The sequence below is a fragment of the Anaeromicropila herbilytica genome (genome assembly GCF_016591975.1).
Lineage (GTDB): Bacteria > Bacillota > Clostridia > Lachnospirales > Lachnospiraceae > Anaeromicropila > Anaeromicropila herbilytica.
Map to the genome: position 1 here is coordinate 2,875,451 of NZ_AP024169.1, position 18,826 is coordinate 2,894,276.

General features: G+C 32.1%; 15 protein-coding genes. 5 read left to right on the plus strand and 10 right to left on the minus strand.

Annotated elements, in window-relative coordinates; translation table 11 throughout:
• The first annotated feature begins 51 nt into the window (after positions 1–51).
• The 3 genes from bsdtb5_RS12450 (at position 52) to bsdtb5_RS12460 (ending at position 5,140) form a co-directional block, all read left to right on the plus strand.
• Positions 52–1,029, plus strand: a complete 978-nt coding sequence (locus bsdtb5_RS12450) for a substrate-binding domain-containing protein (RefSeq protein WP_271712309.1) — start codon at positions 52–54, stop codon at positions 1,027–1,029.
• A gap of 189 nt (positions 1,030–1,218) precedes the next feature.
• Positions 1,219–3,354, plus strand: a complete 2,136-nt coding sequence (locus bsdtb5_RS12455; protein WP_271712310.1) for a substrate-binding domain-containing protein — start codon at positions 1,219–1,221, stop codon at positions 3,352–3,354.
• Positions 3,355–3,442: 88 nt separating this feature from the next.
• Entirely contained in the window at positions 3,443–5,140 is a 1,698-nt protein-coding gene (locus bsdtb5_RS12460; RefSeq protein ID WP_271712311.1) for a S8 family peptidase, read from the plus strand.
• On the opposite strand, the gene bsdtb5_RS12465 is transcribed toward bsdtb5_RS12460, so the two are convergent.
• Positions 5,137–5,694: a phosphatase PAP2 family protein gene (locus bsdtb5_RS12465; protein ID WP_271712312.1), complete on the minus strand. Its 558-nt coding sequence runs from the start codon at positions 5,692–5,694 to the stop codon at positions 5,137–5,139. The two genes, bsdtb5_RS12460 and bsdtb5_RS12465, sit on opposite strands and share 4 nt — an antisense overlap.
• A gap of 211 nt (positions 5,695–5,905) precedes the next feature.
• Entirely contained in the window at positions 5,906–6,124 is a 219-nt protein-coding gene (locus tag bsdtb5_RS12470) for a CsbD family protein (protein WP_271712313.1), read from the minus strand.
• 269 nt (positions 6,125–6,393) lie between these two features.
• On the opposite strand from bsdtb5_RS12470, the gene dhaS reads away from it, so the two are divergent.
• Positions 6,394–6,969, plus strand: coding sequence for a dihydroxyacetone kinase transcriptional activator DhaS (dhaS, locus tag bsdtb5_RS12475; protein ID WP_271712314.1), 576 nt, complete (start codon positions 6,394–6,396; stop codon positions 6,967–6,969).
• A 558-nt stretch (positions 6,970–7,527) separates the two neighbouring features.
• Here the strand turns inward: dhaS and bsdtb5_RS12480 are convergent.
• Entirely contained in the window at positions 7,528–7,761 is a 234-nt protein-coding gene (locus bsdtb5_RS12480) for a hypothetical protein (protein WP_271712315.1), read from the minus strand.
• Positions 7,762–7,977: 216 nt separating this feature from the next.
• Between bsdtb5_RS12480 and bsdtb5_RS12485 the strand changes: the two genes are divergently transcribed.
• A complete protein-coding gene (locus tag bsdtb5_RS12485) occupies positions 7,978–10,272 on the plus strand; it encodes a YhgE/Pip domain-containing protein (RefSeq protein ID WP_271712316.1) in 2,295 nt (764 codons plus the stop codon).
• Between the two features lie 212 nt (positions 10,273–10,484).
• On the opposite strand, the gene bsdtb5_RS12490 is transcribed toward bsdtb5_RS12485, so the two are convergent.
• The 7 genes from bsdtb5_RS12490 to bsdtb5_RS12520 form a co-directional block, all read right to left on the minus strand.
• Complete coding sequence (locus bsdtb5_RS12490; RefSeq protein ID WP_271712317.1) at positions 10,485–10,823, minus strand: P-II family nitrogen regulator; 339 nt, start codon at positions 10,821–10,823, stop codon at positions 10,485–10,487.
• Positions 10,824–10,871: 48 nt separating this feature from the next.
• Positions 10,872–12,119, minus strand: coding sequence for an ammonium transporter (locus bsdtb5_RS12495; RefSeq protein ID WP_271712318.1), 1,248 nt, complete (start codon positions 12,117–12,119; stop codon positions 10,872–10,874).
• A 374-nt stretch (positions 12,120–12,493) separates the two neighbouring features.
• Positions 12,494–13,489, minus strand: coding sequence for a hypothetical protein (locus tag bsdtb5_RS12500; RefSeq protein WP_271712319.1), 996 nt, complete (start codon positions 13,487–13,489; stop codon positions 12,494–12,496).
• 128 nt (positions 13,490–13,617) lie between these two features.
• Positions 13,618–14,568 (minus strand): magnesium transporter CorA family protein, encoded by a 951-nt coding sequence (locus tag bsdtb5_RS12505; protein WP_271712320.1) that lies wholly within the window; start codon positions 14,566–14,568, stop codon positions 13,618–13,620.
• 251 nt (positions 14,569–14,819) lie between these two features.
• Positions 14,820–16,103: a metallopeptidase TldD-related protein gene (locus bsdtb5_RS12510; RefSeq protein ID WP_271712321.1), complete on the minus strand. Its 1,284-nt coding sequence runs from the start codon at positions 16,101–16,103 to the stop codon at positions 14,820–14,822.
• A 49-nt stretch (positions 16,104–16,152) separates the two neighbouring features.
• Positions 16,153–17,583, minus strand: coding sequence for a TldD/PmbA family protein (locus bsdtb5_RS12515; protein WP_271712322.1), 1,431 nt, complete (start codon positions 17,581–17,583; stop codon positions 16,153–16,155).
• A 356-nt stretch (positions 17,584–17,939) separates the two neighbouring features.
• Positions 17,940–18,773 carry an MYG1 family protein gene (locus bsdtb5_RS12520; protein ID WP_271712323.1) on the minus strand — a complete coding sequence of 278 codons (834 nt, stop codon included), beginning with the start codon at positions 18,771–18,773 and terminating at the stop codon, positions 17,940–17,942.
• Positions 18,774–18,826: the final 53 nt, after the last annotated feature.

An 18,826-nucleotide genomic window follows, 5' to 3' on the forward strand; every position in this document is an offset into this window, starting at 1 on the left:
GCCTTTAATCTTTTGAACAGGTCACAGAAAGTGGAAAGGTATGGTATAAGCATGGATCCAAAAGAACAGCTTGGGAAATTAAACAGTTTATATATAAGAACTAACATACCAAAGATTTTCTCAGAAGAAACACCTCCTACAAATACTAATAAAAAATATACCATTGGTTGTTCCGTATATAATAGCGAATATGAATATTTTAAATCAATGCAGGATGGTGTCATTGCAAGAGCTACAGAACTTGATATGAATGTAATCACACACAATCAGAATAGTAATACTATTGAAATGATTAATGGTTGTATTGAATTAATCAACCAAAATGTTGCAGGTCTAATTATCTCTCCATACAATCCTGAAGCAGTTCCCATTATTGTATCAGATGCACAGAAAAAAAAGATTCCGGTTATCATCATAGATCAAGGTACTGGTGGTGCTGATGTTGAAGCATTTATTATCTCTGATTCCTTCGCAGGTGGAATAATAGCTGCTGAATATTCTTTAAAATTAATAAAACAACACTCTATAAAGAGTAATAATGTCGCTATTATAAAAGTTGAAAAAACTTCTACTTATGCATTAAGGCGTGGGCAAGCTTACAAGAGTGTAATGCTAGACAGTGGATATCATGTTGTTGCAGAAGTAACCGCAAATAGCTTGGAATTAGAGGCTTATAATGTTATGAAAGTTATTTTAGGTACCTATAAAGATGACTTAGCTGCCGTATTCTGTGAGAATGACAGAATGGCTTTAGGCGCTGCAAAAGCAATTGAAGAAGCAGGTAAAAAGGGACAGATAATACTGATTGGATTTGACGGTATCTCAGCAGCTATTGAAGCGATTAAAGAAGGGCTAATGCAGGGTACCATTGCACAACAACCCATAAAGATGGGAAGAATTGGCGCAGAAATTATGCATACTATATTGGAAGGAGAACTTATCACATATGATGATTGGACACGTAAGGTTATCTATATTGAAGTCTATTTAATTGATGAAAATGGCCAACCTCGATTTAATGCTATTTAAATTCAATAACATCCGACTGATTTCGTAATTAATATTTATAAGTACATAACAATCAAAGATCATAGTTATATTACATAAAATACGGGAGCAAGGTTGAAGGAAATATAATGAAGAAGGGAATGCCACAAAGCATCCTATCAACCTCTATTAATGTGGCAATAGCACATCTATTAAAGGGTGTGTTACATCATGGTATGGAACATGGAGAATAGGGAGTTTATTGTAATATTAAGCGATATCCATATCGGTACTGCTTCTTCCACTGTATGTTATCGTAAAGAATTTCATGAAAAATATCTAAATCTTGTATTTGATGATATTATATCCAGCGCCAACCAAATTAGAGAGCTGGTACTTTTAGGAGATATTTTTGAATTTTGGTCCTATCCACCGAATGAGATTCCACCAACACTTGATGATATTATTGCATCCAATCCTAATATTTTGGGTCCGAATGGAAAGCTAAGTAAAGCATTAACCGCACTGAAAGGAAGAATTATATTTATACCTGGCAACCATGATATTAATATAACCGAAACTGATCTAAAAAAGATAAAGAATTCCGATGGATATTCCATCAAATATCATAAAGGTCCATATACACCTACATATGATCCATCTATTCTATTTACTCATGGAAATGAATTTACTTTATTAAATTCTACTTATCACAAAAGTCCCCTCGCGCCTCTCCCAATTGGATATTTTGTATCAAGAGCAATTGCTTATAAGTTACAAAAAGAACTTAAAGAGACTCCAGGTCATACTGTTGCAAGCAAAAAAGGGCACGATATAACAGATTTAACAAAGTATCTTTTTGCGATACCAGATATCTTTAAAAATAATCTTTCTACAAAAAACTTAGTTAATTCTTTGGTAGATTCAATATCTGGTATAACTGGCATGCCTTTAAATGAACCAATATGGCTTAATCAATCAACATCTACCACTCTTGATTATGTAAAGTTTATCTACCAAGATCTATTATATGAATACCGCGCTAAACTAAAAGGGTTAAAAATTTCAAACGAAATAATTAACTCTCTAGCATTAATTGCAGATGAAGGCAATCTTTATTTACCTTGGCTAGCAAAACAGTATAGCCATCAGACAAATCCTTTCACAATAATTATGGGCCATACACATATTCCAATAATGAATCTTGGAAGCCATTCGATCCATTATTCAAATACTGGTTGTATGTGTCCCTCCATACCAGACTTTCCCGAAAGGCCTATAACCTATGGAATATATAGTATTTCGAATCATTTTGTTAATATAATGCAAGTAAACGATCATTCAACTGATCCTATTACATTATATACAAGATCTTCGGGACAATTACCAACAGACAATGATATTCTAAACTTCATAGATTCCTATCAAAGTGAAAAAGATATCTCATTAGATAATACACAGGCAGTTACAACTCAACTTGAGCCAAAATATACTTTTGGTTGGTCTGTATATGATGCATCATGGGATTATTATAAAACAATGCAAGATGGCGTTCTTACGAAAGCCAAAGAACTGAATATCGATGTACTTACCTTTGATCAAAAGAGTAACTCGGTTGAAATGATTACTGGAAGCATCGATTTAATAAATAAGGATATTAATGCATTAATAATTTCACCATATAATCCAGAAGGAGTACCAATTATTGTTGCTAATGCGAAAAAAAAGGGAATCCCTGTAGTTGTTATTGATGGTGGAACTGGTGGTGCTGATGTATTAGCTTTTATTGTCTCCGATTCATTCGCAGGGGGAGTATTGGCTGGTGAATATGCCATAAAATTAATCAAAGAGCATGATATAAAAAGTAAAAATGTTGCTATCATTAAAGCAGAGAAAACAGCAACCTATGCTCTCCGCAGAGGCCAAGGATTTAAAAGTGTCATGCAAGAATATGGATATAAAGTAGTTGCTGAAATATCTGCAGATGGCAGGCAAGAGCCAGCTTATGAAATAGTGAAAAAAATACTAGTATCTTATAAAGATGACTTAGCTGTAATCTTTTGTGAAAATGGCTTGATGACCTTAGGTGCTGCCGGGGCAATTGAAGAAGCAGGTGAGAAAGGCAAAATTATGTTGATTGGTTTTGATGCTGATCCACCTGTAATTGATGCAATCAAAGAAGGTCTTGTTCAAGGTACGATAGCTCAACAACCATTTAAAATGGGAGAATTAGGTGTAGAAGTTGCTCGTTCTGGGTTATTAGGTCTTCCAATATCCTATGATGATTGGTACAACAAAGAAATATTAATGGAAGTATATTTAATTGATGAAAATAGTAAGTCCAACATAAACCTTGTAAAGTTATAATCGATATCAATTATTAAATAAATTGTGAAACTTATCAATAACGTTTCACATTACCAATTCAATCTAATATTAGGGGGCGAATGGAATTTTGGATTCAACTTGTTCTAACCGTATTCTTAGTGAAGACTATGCAGATTTTATTGTAGAATCTGATCAAATACCAGAAAGTCTAAAATCATTATCCGATTTTTGTTATGAAGTAGTTAATAATGTCAACGCTGTTGCATATGTTCCAATAGCTAAATTACCACCGAATCTGATTCAGCAATATACTTACAGTATCTATCCTAATTGTTATGGGTTATTAGATCTTGGCAGCTTGGAAGACTCTGGAATCACAAAAATACAAGGTATTCCAGCTCTTAATTTAACTGGCAAAGATGTATTAATCGGAATTATTGATACTGGAATCGACTACACCCACGAAGCTTTTAAAAATGCAGATGGCACTACAAGAATTGTATCAATATGGGATCAAACGATTAATAATACAACTTCAAAACCAGCAGGATTCCTATATGGAACAGAATATACCAAAGATCAGATTAACTTAGCTTTAACGAACACCGATCCTTTCTCAGTCGTACCTTCCAAAGATACCAATGGACATGGTACATCATTAGCTGGAATTGCTGCTGGTAATAGAAATGAAGCGAAAAATTTCTCCGGTGTTGCTACAGATTCTGGTATCGTAGTTGTTAAGTTAAAACAAGCAAAACAAAATTTAAGAGATTTCTTTTTCATTCCAAGTGACGTCGATTGTTACCAAGAAAATGATATTATGTTTGGTTTAAAGTACTTGTTATCTATAGCTACCAAATTAAAAAAACCAATATCAATTGCTATCGGTCTTGGCACTTCACAAGGTGCTCATGATGCACGACATGCATTAAGTAGCTATCTCAATTCAATTGCAGATCAAAAAGGCACAGGAGTTACTGTAGCAGCTGGCAATGAGGGAAATCGTGGTCTTCACTATTCTGGCATTGTTGACACGACAATAGGATACGATACAGTGGAATTAAAAGTAGGACCAAATAACAAAGGTTTTTCCATGGAGTTATGGGGGAATAGCCCTAATTTATTTTCCATTGATGTATTATCTCCTACTGGCGAATATATATCTAGAATTCCTGCCAGACTAAAAGAAACTCGTGAAATTAATTTTATTTTTGAATCAACCAAACTTTTTATTGATTATGAAATTGTAGAATCACAGACTGGCGATGAACTTATCTTAATTCGCTTTCAAAATCCTACAGAAGGAATTTGGCGCTTTCGAGTATATTCGAGTATTAATTTTGAACCGAGATTCAATATTTGGCTCCCTATACATAACTTTCTTGGAACGGATACTTTCTTTACTAAACCAGATCCCAATACTACATTAACTGGACCTGCCAATACCTCGATTCCAATAATTACTACTGCTTATGATCACTCAACTCAAAATCTATATATTAATGCAAGTAGGGGGTATACAAGAGCCAATATCATTAATCCTACCTTTGCCGCTCCAGGTGTGAATATGATAGTTCCAACTCTGAACAATACTTATTCTACTCAAAATGGAACCAGTATCTCCGCTGGATTTACAGCTGGAGTAGTCGCGCTATTTTTAGAATGGGGTCAAAGACAAACGACTCCTGTTATATTTGAAACCTCAGAAATCAAGAACTATCTTATTCGTGGTGCAAAAAGAGATTCTAGTGTCCAATATCCAAATAAAGAATGGGGTTATGGAATTTTAGATGTATTTAATGCATTCAATAGCCTTCGGGGTTAAATTTCCAAACTTTTTCTATCATTCACCTTTAAATTAAATTGCATTCTGTAAACAAATAATGCAATAAATGTCCCTATCATTGCTCCACCTAGTACATCCGTTGGATAATGTACTCCTACATATAACCTTGATATACCAATCAGAATAGCTAACATAAGTGCGAGAATTCCATATTTTTTTGGTAACTCCTTATAGAAAATAATTGCTGCTGCAAAGGAACTTCCTGTATGTCCAGATGGGAAGGAATAGTCGCTTGGTTTATTAATCAATATATGTAATCCGTTTACAATTTCATATGGCCTAGTTCTTGCAACAATATTCTTCAAAAGAATATTATCAATTAATAAGGATAAGAACAATGCGATAATTGCCAATATTCCAGTTTTTCTTGTTTTCTTAAAACATAAGAGAGCGATAGATAATATGATCCAAATAGCTCCCTTATTCCCAAGCGAAGTTATAAATCTAAAAATTGGTGTGACAATTGGTGATCGTAGATGTTCTTGTATAAATATTAGAATGTTTCCATCCATACTAGTTAAATAATTAATCATGTTTCTTTTACCTTTCTTATCTGTAATATTTTTTAATAAGCACAATTATACTATAGAAGTTAAATATAATCTATTTTATTATAGTTAGAATATGTGAAAATAATATGTTTTTTGTCATATTCGAGTATGTTTAAGGATATATAAATAGAGGAGCATTAACAAAAAAACTTACTTTTGCTAATGCTCCTCTATTTTTCCATGTTTCTTCTTATCAATATTTTTTATCTTTGTTATTTTTCATCTTATCCATTAGATTATTAGTTTTCTCTAATACTTCCTCTTTCATATCATTAACCTTTTCTCCAATATCTGCTTTCATCGTTTGCATTTTTCCTTTAAATTCAAGGCCTTCATCGTCCATAAGATCTCCAACTGCTTCTTTTACGCTTCCTACTATCTTATCTTTCGCATTTTTTAAATCGCTTTTCATAAGACACCTCCATGTTTTTAACAAAAAGATTATCTATGTTATTAGTTTCTATTCTTAATATTTACATACTTGCAAAAAATTATTCTATCATCAAAACAAATCAAAATCTTCTTACTATCTTGCTGTAAAAATATCTGACATAATCTACATAATAGATAAGCTACTTTTTTCTTGAATTTATGTAGTAAATAGAATAAAATAAGAATAAATTCATAATAAGAACTAAACAGAATAAAAACAGAATTTATATACATTAAGTAGGTGAACAAATGTCAGACTCATTAATTACGAAGCAAGCAATTGCATTGGGCCTTAAAACGATTATGAATCAAAAAAGTTTCGATAAGATAACCATCTCTGATATTACAAAGAGCTGTGGTCTAAATCGCCAAACTTTTTATTATCACTTTCAAGATAAATTTGAGTTATTGAACTGGATCTTTTATAACGAAGTTATCACAGTCTTTACAGATGGATTATCCTTAGATAATTGGCAAGATAATCTTTTTAACATGCTAGAAGTAATGGAAAATAATAAAAACTTCTATCAAAATGCTATAAGCCAATCCTTTCAAGATGAATTCACTGAATATTTAATTGAGATATCCATTGAACTATTCTGTACAATCATTGATAATTTAGTTGGCAACCAACAGATTAACCAAGAAGATAAACGTTTTATAGCTGAATTTTTCTCCTTTGGTGTTGTTGGCCTTATTATCTCTTGGGCTAAAACAGGTATGAAAAAATCTGCTGAAAAAATGATTAAACAGATTTCCACTGTTGTAAATGATTGTAAAGCTTATGCAGCCAAAAGATACATAGAAGAAAACTTAAATCTATAAAGTTGGTTAGGGTGTCAAAAGTCATTGTTTAGCTTACTGAGTGTATATCGCTGTATAGTTATTAATTTTGGCTACCTTTCCTTCAAAAAGTTTATTAATAAACTTTACATATTTTTTGATTTCTACTACTTGTGAAAATGTAAATGAAAAAATATACTTTTAAGAAAAATGTGCTACCATACCTTCGATTATTCAATCGTTAGTGTGACAGCACTTTTTATTTTTTTAACCCTATATATTATGATATGAGTTGCCTGACAAATGACCTGTTTCAAAATCCTGCCTGGCAATTTGCACAAAACAGAAAAAGTGAATGCGCCTATGAGTATGTATTAGAAGATCTTGTTCTCGGATCATTTCGTGTTATATGCTAGGACAGATCTGTCTGAGCAAAGCGAGTTATCTGTCCTAGCATATGTTTTACACAAAATGACCTGAGAACTAGAACTTCTTATACATACTCAATGAAGCATGAGTTTTTCTGTTTTGTGCAAATTGCCTAGAATACTTCCCAAACAGGTCATTTGTCGAGTAACTCATGATATAATCATTTATTCTTTAATCTAAAAAAGTTCTATAAAATAATTCTTTAATTGCCTCTTTATCATTTTTCTTGCATAAATCAACAAATAAAGGATATAATCCCTCTTTCATTACATTACTATTCTTTTTATATACTCCAGTTCCTAATTCTAAAAGATTTCTAGCACACCGTTCTGGAGATCTTTTAGAACTTCTCAATATAATATTTAACGATTTCTCAATAGCTATATGCCTAATATCAATTAACAATTAACTCACCTCAATATTCTTAAAACGTACATGCTCTTATCTTTCTGATATAGTATAACCTTTTTTACATCATCTCCATATAGACAATACCCATATTTTGTTAAATTTCACGACAATTGTTAAATATTGTATAACTTTACGACAAACCAAATATAATGTTTAAATACAAAAATCATTCGTCGTGCTATACTCACCAATGAAAAAGGAGATGAAAATATGAAGGAAAAAATGAGTTCAAAAAAAATTGCTTCAATCATTGTAATTATAGGAGTAATTATTGTTCCTCTTCTTTATAGCTTTTTCTACTTGGACGCTTTCTGGGATCCTTACTCCAGCCTAGAAACATTACCCGTAGCAATTGTAAATGAAGACAAAGGAGCCGTAATTAATGATGAACAACGTAATGTTGGTCAGGAATTATGCGACAAATTGAAAGATGAAGGTACACTAAAGTTTATCTTTACCGATGCAGATACTGCTAAAAAGGGAGTAGAAGGCAAGAAATACTATTCTTCTATTACTATCCCAAATGATTTTTCAGAAAGCATAAAATCTGCATCCACAACAGATAAGAAAACAGCTGAGCTTATTTATGTAACAAACGAAAAACGTAATTATTTAGCTTCACAGATTTTAAAGAGTGCTGTTTTAAAAATTGAAATGTCTGTGCGCTCTAGTGTTGACAAGGAAATCGTTTCAAATTTAGCAGACAAATTAAAGAGTACACCAGATAAACTTACAACACTTTCAGATGGTTTACAAAAACTATATGATGGTTCTTCTGATTTACAATCAGGAACTTCTAAATTGAATGATGGTGCAAAAGATTTAAAGAATGGTGCTACCAAATTAGCAAATGGTAGTTCTAAGTTGATCAGCGGTACCTCTGATCTAAAGAATGGAATCTCAACATTAACAAATGGTACCGATAAGTTAGCCGCTGGAAGTAAATCCTTAAAGACAGGAACTTCTACTTTTAATAGTAAATTAAAAGAATATCAATCTGGTGTAAATACCGCTACTACTGGAAGTAAATCTTTAAGTGACAATATGGCTAAATTAGATACCGGTATTAATAAACTTCTTGCTGGCGCAACTCAACTTGAAACAGCTACTAAGAACATCAATGATTTAAAAACAGGTTCTTCTTCCCTAGCTGCTGGTGCAGAACAGTTAAACACTGGAATCACTACTTATACAACTGGTGTTGATTCATTAGTTGCAAATGTTACCAAAACTACACAAGTTTTAGCAGCTTATGCTCAAAAAACTGGAGATAAAACGATAGGTGCTCTTGTTGCTCAATTAACAAGTAAAGAAAACTTAGCAAGTATTCAAGCATTATCTCAAGCATCTACTACCCTAAAAACTGCATCTGGCCAAATATCAGCTGGCGCAAGTAAATTATCAGCTGGAACAGCTAATGTTAATGAATTACAATCAGGTATCAGCCAATTAAAAGCTGGTCTACAAAATGCTAAAGATGGTTCTGGTAAATTAACTACTGGATCAAAAACACTGAACCAAGGTATGACAAAGTTAAATACAGCTACTACTCAATTAGTTACTGCATCTGCTAAGATTAGTACTGGAGCAAGTACTTTAAATAATGGATTAGCGCAACTAAAAGCTGGTGCATCAAAACTCTATACAGGTGCTGGTTCATTATTTAATGGAGCCTCAACACTAAACAATGGTGTTCTTACATTAAAAGATGGTACAGTAACTTTAGCCACTGGAACATATGATTTAAATGATGGCGCAACAAAGATAAATGACGGAATCCAAACAGCTAAAGATAAAGTAGATGATTCTATTACAGATGCCAATGAACAAATTAAAGCTCTCGATGGATTAGATGAATATGCAAAAGAACCTGTAAATGTTGACACAAGTAAATATGCTCCTGTTCCTAATTATGGTACTGCATTTGCACCATACTTTATGTCACTATCTTTATGGGTTGGTGGATTAATGATTTTCTTCGGTATCTATTTAGATGCTGATGAAAAATATAAATTACTCGCAAGAAATTCTACTAATAAAGTATTACGAACATTTGCTTATTTATTAATTGGTGTTGTTCAGGCAGTATTTTTAGCTATTATTTTATTAGTATGTTTAGGATTAAAGGTTAAGAGCATACCACTATTTGTTGCTTCCTGCATCCTAGTTTCCCTTGTATTTATAGCAATTATCCAATTCTTCTTAATCTTCTTTAAAGATGTTGGAAAGTTTCTCGCTTTATTAATGCTAATTCTACAATTAACATCATGTGGTGGTACCTTCCCAATGGAAACAGTACCAAAGGTATTTAATGTATTGTATCCATTCATGCCAATGACATATTCTGTAGGATTATTCAAAGAAGCAATAAGTGGAGTCGGACACACATCTTTAGCATGGCATAACGGAATTGTTTTACTTGCTATCTTCTTTATTATTACTGCTCTTACTCTCCTATTAACTGCAGGTAAAAAGATTCAGGATAATAAGCTAGCAGAAGTATAAGATCTTGACTATTTAATAAAAGTGATACGATAGTAACTTGTTTAAATGCAAAACTTCATTCAACCAAATGGAAGTTTACAAAATTCATTAGATTCGATTTCATTCAACCAATAATAGAATCTTAGTTACAGTATCAATACTCTATATCATTATATAAAAAAATAAAAAGTCTAGGAAACCAATCCTAGACTTTTTATTTTTTTATATAATTATTAAATTGCTGCATCTCCACGCTCTTTCGTTCTTATGCGTATGCAATCTGTAATCTCTGAGATAAATATTTTTCCATCTCCCACTTCACCCGTTTGTGAGTTGTTAATAATAATATCTACGATTTCTTCTAATCTATCATCCGCTACCACAATTTTAAATTCCACCTTAGGAAGTGTATTCATGATTACCTCTGAACCACGATGATACTCTGTCCAACCGTATTGATTTCCGCATCCAAATACTTGATTAATAGTAATTCCATTTACTTTAGCAGCCAATAATGCTTCTTTTAATGGTTCTAATTGCTCTGGACGTAATATAGCTTCTATTTTTTTCATCCGAAATTCCTCCTTTTAAATACGAATCTTTCTACTAAGTATTTAAGTTTAATCTAAACCTGTAAAAGCTGGATAAGCAGATTCACTATGTTCTGAAAGATCCAATCCTTTTACTTCTTCTTCTTGAGCAACACGGATATCTCCAAATAATTTAAGGACCTTGATAATAACAAACGTTGCAATCGATGCAATAGCAATTGTTATTACAATACTTATCACTTGGGCTACAAAAAGCTTAGTATCTCCATAGATTAGACCATTTGCTGGTATTGATGGATTGATATCTTTGCTTGCAAATATTCCTGTTGCAATACCTCCGAATATACCACCAACTCCATGACATCCAAATGCATCTAATGCATCATCATATCCAAATTTATTCTTAATCTTCGAAACAAAGATATAACAGATAGGACTAACCAATGCTCCAATGATAATGGAAGCCCAAATTGGTACATATCCAGCTCCAGGTGTAATTGCTACTAATCCGATTACCCCTCCTGTTGCTGCACCTAATGTTGTAACTTTTTTATGAAGAATTCTTTCAATAAGCATCCATGATAAAAGTGCTGTTGCTGCTGATGTATTCGTTGTTAAGAATGCGTGAACTGCTATACCATCTGCTGCCAATGCACTTCCTGCATTGAAACCAAACCATCCAAACCATAACATACCTGCGCCTAGTACAACAAAAGGAATGTTATGTGGTTTATATGCAGTAAGACCAAAACCACGACGTTTTCCTAGCAAGATACATGCAACTAATCCTGAGATACCAGAACTAATATGAACTACATTACCGCCCGCAAAGTCAATGGAACCAAGTTCTCTTAAGAATCCGCCATCACCCCATACCATATGTGCAAGTGGATAATATACGATTAATGACCAAAGTGCTAGAAAAGCTACTAACTTAGAGAACTTCATTCTGCCTACTAAAGATCCGCAGATTAAAGCTGGAGTAATTATAGCAAACATCATCTGAAAGGTAGCAAATAAAGACTCTGGTATTGTCTTAGAATATGCTGGATTGGCATCAAAACCAATTCCATTAAAGAATAAATGGTCAAAACCACCAACGAAACCACCGTGATTTGCTCCAAAAGAAAGGGAATAACCACATACAATCCACATTAGGGATGCTAACCCACATACAAAGAAACATGATAAAAGTGTATTTAACGTATTCTTTCTTCTTACCATACCTGCATAAAAGAAAGCTAGACCTGGGGTCATAAAAAATACAAGAGCTGAACATATTAAGATAAATGCGCTATCGCCTGAATTAATACTCATAATAAGACTCCTTTCGATATGTTGGAATTTTTTATTTTGTATTCTTATTCAAAACAATTACATAATATGCCGGCTACATTATGTAAAATAATACATTTTTATCATGTATAAATATCTTATATTACATGTAAAAATAAGTAATCTATTGTTTGGAATAAAAAAAAGCGACTTTTTTGCATATGCAAAAAAATCGCCTTTGACTCTTACCCTTTGAAGTATACTATGCATTGATTTTATTGTCAATCATAATTTACATTTTCCATTTGGAAGTTTATTCATTTTCATTCATATATATTAACATAAATGAATTGCTAGTTTACTAATTAAATCAAATATAACTTAAGGGCGATATTTTAGTATATGCCTACACTAAGTTAATTATTAATCGCAATAATTTTCAACTTTCCTTCTTCTGTTTTTGTAAACCATATATTATAATCGCCATCCCCTAACATAACACCTTCTGCATTACAAAACATAAAATTAGGATAAGCATGAGCAATTGAATCTTTTAATTCATTCGTTATCACACCAGATATACCCATTTCAATTAACTCCACTTGATTATTAACCGTAATATCCTCTTTTGAATGTAAAGTGATAGGATATTCTATTAATTTCGCTAGTCCTTTTATATCCTCAATTTCAATAATATCCTTAATATCCTTTGCATAATTCTCAACTTCTTTATTCTTTCCAACTGTATAGTATTGGTCTGGATCAGACATATAATTTATATATGCCAATTTGAGTGAAATCGGATAAGAGATCTTTCCCTTTTCATAATATGTTCCAGATAACTCACCATCTTCATATTCATTTAGATAGATTCCAATCTTTTTATCATTATATATAATCGTGTATTCATTCGGATACTGTGCTGTATATTCAACAACACTCTCATGCAAGTCACCAACATATCTTATAATTACTGTCTTATCTTCCATATTTGGGTATAGATCAACGATTACATTTTCACTTCCGATGGTTCCAGTATATACATTATGATAAAGATCTTCAAAGGTAAATGGATGTTGTTGCTCTTCAAATACAGTATCACCATCTACAGTACTATCTTTATTATCATTCTTATTAGTATTATCATTTTTATCGCTAATAGCATTATCTTCATTTGCCATTACTTCTTGGCTATCTTCATCTTCATCCGCTTCTTCATCCGAACGATCTGCTTCAAGTATATCTTTAACCTCATCTTCATTATTTTCAGTTGATATCTCGTTTTTCACCTCTTCGGTTTTTTCACTCTCTGAACGATTGCATGCTGTTAATGATATTCCTAGTACTAGCATTAATGCAATGATTAAAAATCCAGGTATTTTTTTCTTACAAAATTGTAATAATTTAGCCATTAATATTTACATCCTTTCAATTACCATTAGGGTTGGTTAGATGGATAATAATATTATCATTCTATTTTATTTTAACAGATTTCATTGATGATTGAAATAGTCTGTTCTTATTAATTGTAAAACTTTTGTTAATCCTTTTTAAAATAATCTTTCTTCTGAAGTAGAAATGCTATCAGAGTGGAAAGGATGGCTGCTAATAATACAATCTTTATAAAACTATTGTCATCATAGGCAAATGGCACAGAATTTCGATTAATATTCATACCGTAGAAACCCGATACCATATTTGGTATTGATATAACAATAGTTACCATTGATAGAAACTTCATAATAGTATTTAGATTATTTGATATCATGGAAGAAATCATTTCTATCATGTCCTCAAGTACCTCTTGATAGATATTTGTAATATCTATTGCATGTTTATTTCTAACAATTACTTCCATTAGAAGTCTTTTTATATCTTTTTCATTTGTAAATCGTTCATCCTCTAATAAAGTTTCATATACGGTATGATTCGATAATAAGGAAGTCTTAAAATAAAGGAGCATCTTATTTAATTCATAGATTTTACTTAGCTGACTATTCTTCGTTATACCTTTTATATTCTTCTCAACTTCTTTACTTCGTTTTTCTATAATATTAAGATATTCCAAATAAAGGCTTGTATGCCGATATAGAATTTGTAAGATAAAGCGATACTTCATGTAAGTATATATATTCTTAAATCTACCATAGGATAAATTATATTCAATAAAAGTATCTTCTAAACAGATTGTGAAAACATGATTATCTGTAAAAATTATAGACAAAGGAATAGTGGTAAAATTAACTTTTCCATCGATATCATCCGTTTTAGGTATATATATTGAGATAACGGTATATTCCTTTTCTCTAAAATAACTAGATATTCCATCTGTATTCAAAGAAACAGATAAATCTTCAATGTCTATATGATATTCATTGGAGATATGGAATAATTCTTCTTCTGTTGGGTGAACTATTGAAATATAGCAATCTTTCTCTATATTCGATAACTCAACTAATTTATTATCTATAGTCTTATAAATCGTTATCATTCTGGTAACAACTTCTTTCCATTACCATAATTGAACCTTTATCATCTCAACTATGGTAATTAATATATTGTTTGACTGAATCTATCAAATATTGTATAGGCTTAAAACTTCGAAGATTGTGTTTTAAAGATAAAATACGCCTTGACAGATAAAGTCCCACACATTCATAATCTTTGAATGCGTGAGACTTTATGATAAGCTTTATTAAGATTGTTTACATTTCTTGTATAAAATATACAATATAGCAATATCTATTGAGCAATTGTTACCTTTTGAATACTAAGTGCATATGGTCCTTCATAACCTTTTTCTTTTTGCAATTCTTTTGATAAAGTTAACATACCACTAGCTTCTGAAATATTACCTGAGATTGAACCACCAGTCACTGGAATCATTGTATTTCCATCACAATAGAATGCAAGACGTATTTCTCCACCAAAATAACCAGTTAAGTCGTCTACTTGGAAATCAGAGAAATTAACGATATGTAGATATTGTCCTTTTTTCATTTCTTCGAAGGATACTGTTCCTTCTTTCACTTCAATATCTTCATAATATCCAACTGGTTCAATTGATAAATATCTAGAGAATCTTAATGATCCATGAAGATTCTTAAGAACACCATCTTCTAATAAAGGACGATTCACAAATGTGATTCCTTCATCATTATATGGTTCACTTGCTACAAGATTGATGTTTAATGCTTCTCCTTCTATATGATCCCCTTGTACCATCTGTCCTACTGCATAATCTGAATATTTTGGATATATCATATTGGCAGAAGATTTTGAAGCATAATATGATAGAAAATCTCTAACATATTTGCCTGATAAAATAACCTTATAATCTCCAGCTTTTGCACTAGAAGTTGCGTTAGCACGTGCAGTTGTCATATCTAAGGTATCTTTTACTTTCTTTTCTAATGATTCCATATCAAGTTCATCATAGGAAAAATCTTGATATGTCTCTACATCTTCTGGCGCTAGACATTGTACAACAAACTCACCTGTTACCTTATATTTATCGTAGCTTACATCAATTCCTTCTGAATTAATAATATGCTTATCTACTTTTACTACAAATAATTCTGCTGAATTAAGAAAAGATTCTTTTCCATTGTCTTCTTTAAAAAGAGCTTTTGTCATTCTAGTAGCTGCACTTTCCAGTGTTTCTTTTGCTAAGCTAGATTGATGAAAGACTTTCTCTTCTTTTTTACCACTTGGTAATTCATAAAATGGATTCTTAACAAAAGATGCAGCAAAATAGGCATCTTTGATTGCTTCAGTCATCTCCTCTTCTGTCATTGTGTTATAAATATTTGCAGAAGAAGATCCTCTCATTTTTGTATCTCCGTCCATAAAATCACGGAATACATTTACCATGTATTTAGTTACATCTTTACTTCTTCTTGAATCAAGAGCTTTCTTAATGAAGAATAGTTCAACACTTTCTTCTCTTGTTTCGTTTATCTGATATGTTTTAATATCTAAATCATTTAATATCTGAACGATTTTATTTAATATATTATTAGCCAACTTATTAACATCCTTTCTTTGAATGTACTATGATTTCATCAAGTATTAACTATCCTAGTTTTACCCTAGCTTTGATTGCTGGACCGCCAGTTGATACCTTAACCCATTCTTTGTAACCTTTGCCACAGAATCCTGTTCCGGATAATTCCATATCAGTAGATACCATGGATATTGATTTTAACAAATCAGGTACATAACCAGTTAATACAACTGGTGAAAATACTTTACCTGTAAATCTACCACCTTTAATTTCTCTAGCAATATTTACCATGCATTGAATACCCCAGTTTTTAGGATCTTCCATACCATTCATTGAATTTTCTAAAAAGAAACCATAATCTATGGAGGAAATCATTTCTTCTACCGTGTTCGTTCCAGTTTCAAAGAAAGTATTCGTCATACGAGTATATGCTTTTCTTTCATAATTCTGTCTTCTGCCATTACCTGTAGGTTTCGTTCCTAGATACATGGCTGCTTGACTATCGCATATTCCTTGCTTTAAGATTCCCTTATCAATAATAATTGTATCTTTTGCAAGAGATCCTTCATCATCAAAATAGAATGAGCCGGTTTGTGCTGCTGCACTTGCTCCATCATGCATTGTAACAAGAGAAGATGCTACTTCTTTGTCAATATACTTACTTGCTAAGGCACGGTCTTTCACAAACATATCCATCTCAACTCCATGACCAAAAGCTTCATGTGCAATCAGTCCAGTTACATCTGGATCACAAATAACATCGTATTCACCTGGAGTAATTGGAGTGCTATCTAATAATTCTAACGTTACTTTAACAGCATCTTCTACACCATGTTTCATCTGGTCTAGAAGTTCAGCTCCACCCTGTACTGAGAAAGTTTTATATGTATATTTTACCTCAGCATCTTTTCTAGCCATTGGCATTTCCATTCCATTTGACCAAAGGATGCTTTGCTCTAGATCTTTCTTCTCAGATAAGAATATCTTACTCAAATGTAAATATTCAAAATGAACTCTACAGTCAATAATTCTCTCATCTACAAGTCGCGCTTTTTCGCTAATCTCTGTAAGAACCTCAACTATTTCCTTATCTCCTAACTCACTTGGATCAACTTCATATTCACTACTCTTTGAAAACTTAATCTCTTCTTCTTCTAATTTTTCATATTTGGTTTCTGTAACTATGTTTGTTAACTTACCTCTTAATGGAACAAGGTCATTCTTGATTGTCTCAACTATTTTAGGAATTAAACTTTCATTAATTTCATTAAAAGAATACTCACTATACCCTGTACCATCATATACACGAACAACAAAGCCTCTCTCATTGGTCATACTATTTACTGAGATTGTTGTACCTGAACGTGACACATTATAAGTCTTTCCCTTAGAATCAGATGCTAAGATCGATACATAAGTATATTCTTTTAATAGTTCATTCAATAATACTTTTAGACTTGGCTTTACTTCTTGTAGATACTTACTCAATTCCTTTTTCATAATTCTAGCTCCTATCTGTCGCCATCGGCGACGTTTAAATAAGGGGTGTGAAACGTTTTATTTCACACTAGCTCCCATCTGTCGCCATCGGCGACATACTAATCAGGGGTGTGAACGGTTTATTTCACACTAGCTCCTACCATTTCTTGATTCGAACTAAGTTCTATAAAATAAATCGTATTCATAAAACCTATTTTAATATTTCTATTTAACACTTGCTGCAATTAGCACCTTTGGAGACATACATATAAAAGATGTCTATCCTAATCTTGATTAGATTGTCATCTAATATCTATAGTATAATTTCATGATAATCAAATGTCAATATATACTATAATTTATTTTGTTTCAATTACTTATTCATTTCTATGCAATTGTTTTGTAATCCTACAAGCAAGAATTGCATCCTCCAAAGTCTTAGTGGCAATTAAAAATCTACTATTATGACAGAAAGTAAGTGTCTGTACTCCTGAGATAGTAGGTAACTCTGCTTCTGATTTTCCTGCCCATTCTTCTGGAAAACTATACTTGTTCTCATTAGAATCAGGTTCTTTTGGAACCCCCTGTGCATTATACCCACCTCGATTGGAAGGATAGATAACAAACTCAGTATCAGTATTACATAGAACCATCTTCCATGGGGCAAATTGTGGTAGAATAACGATTTGATCTTTAGAATTCTCATATGCATGTTCTACAAGAGTCTTAGCTTTCTCCATACTTTTTGACATATTAAACTTTTTAGTTAGTATCGTCTTAGCAAATTCTACTGCTTCAAAAAAACATTCATCATACGAATCATTTGAATCCCAACTAGGATTAAAACTACTTATAATACTAGCAATTGATGAACCGCATCCCGTATTGTCGTCTTCGTCGATTGGCTGAATAAATCTCTCATCAAATCGACTTGCTTCTTCTTCACCAACCAAACCTTTTCCGTATTTCTCCCATAACAAGCCAAAAGAAGCATATGGAATACCATTCTCTCGTACTCTTGCGCCTTCTTGATGGTGATCAAATTCACCACCACCAATATCATATACTATGCCATCAAAATTACTGTCCACTTCAAATGTACGAGTGAGAGATAATTCTGGATATATAATTTTTAATAATGCAGTGGAAAATACATCATCTGCATGAAATTTACCTGCGTGTGTTATTGCTTTCATTGTACTATTATTCATAATTAATCCCATCTTATTTTAGTTTTTATTAATCCTAATCCTATTATTTTCAT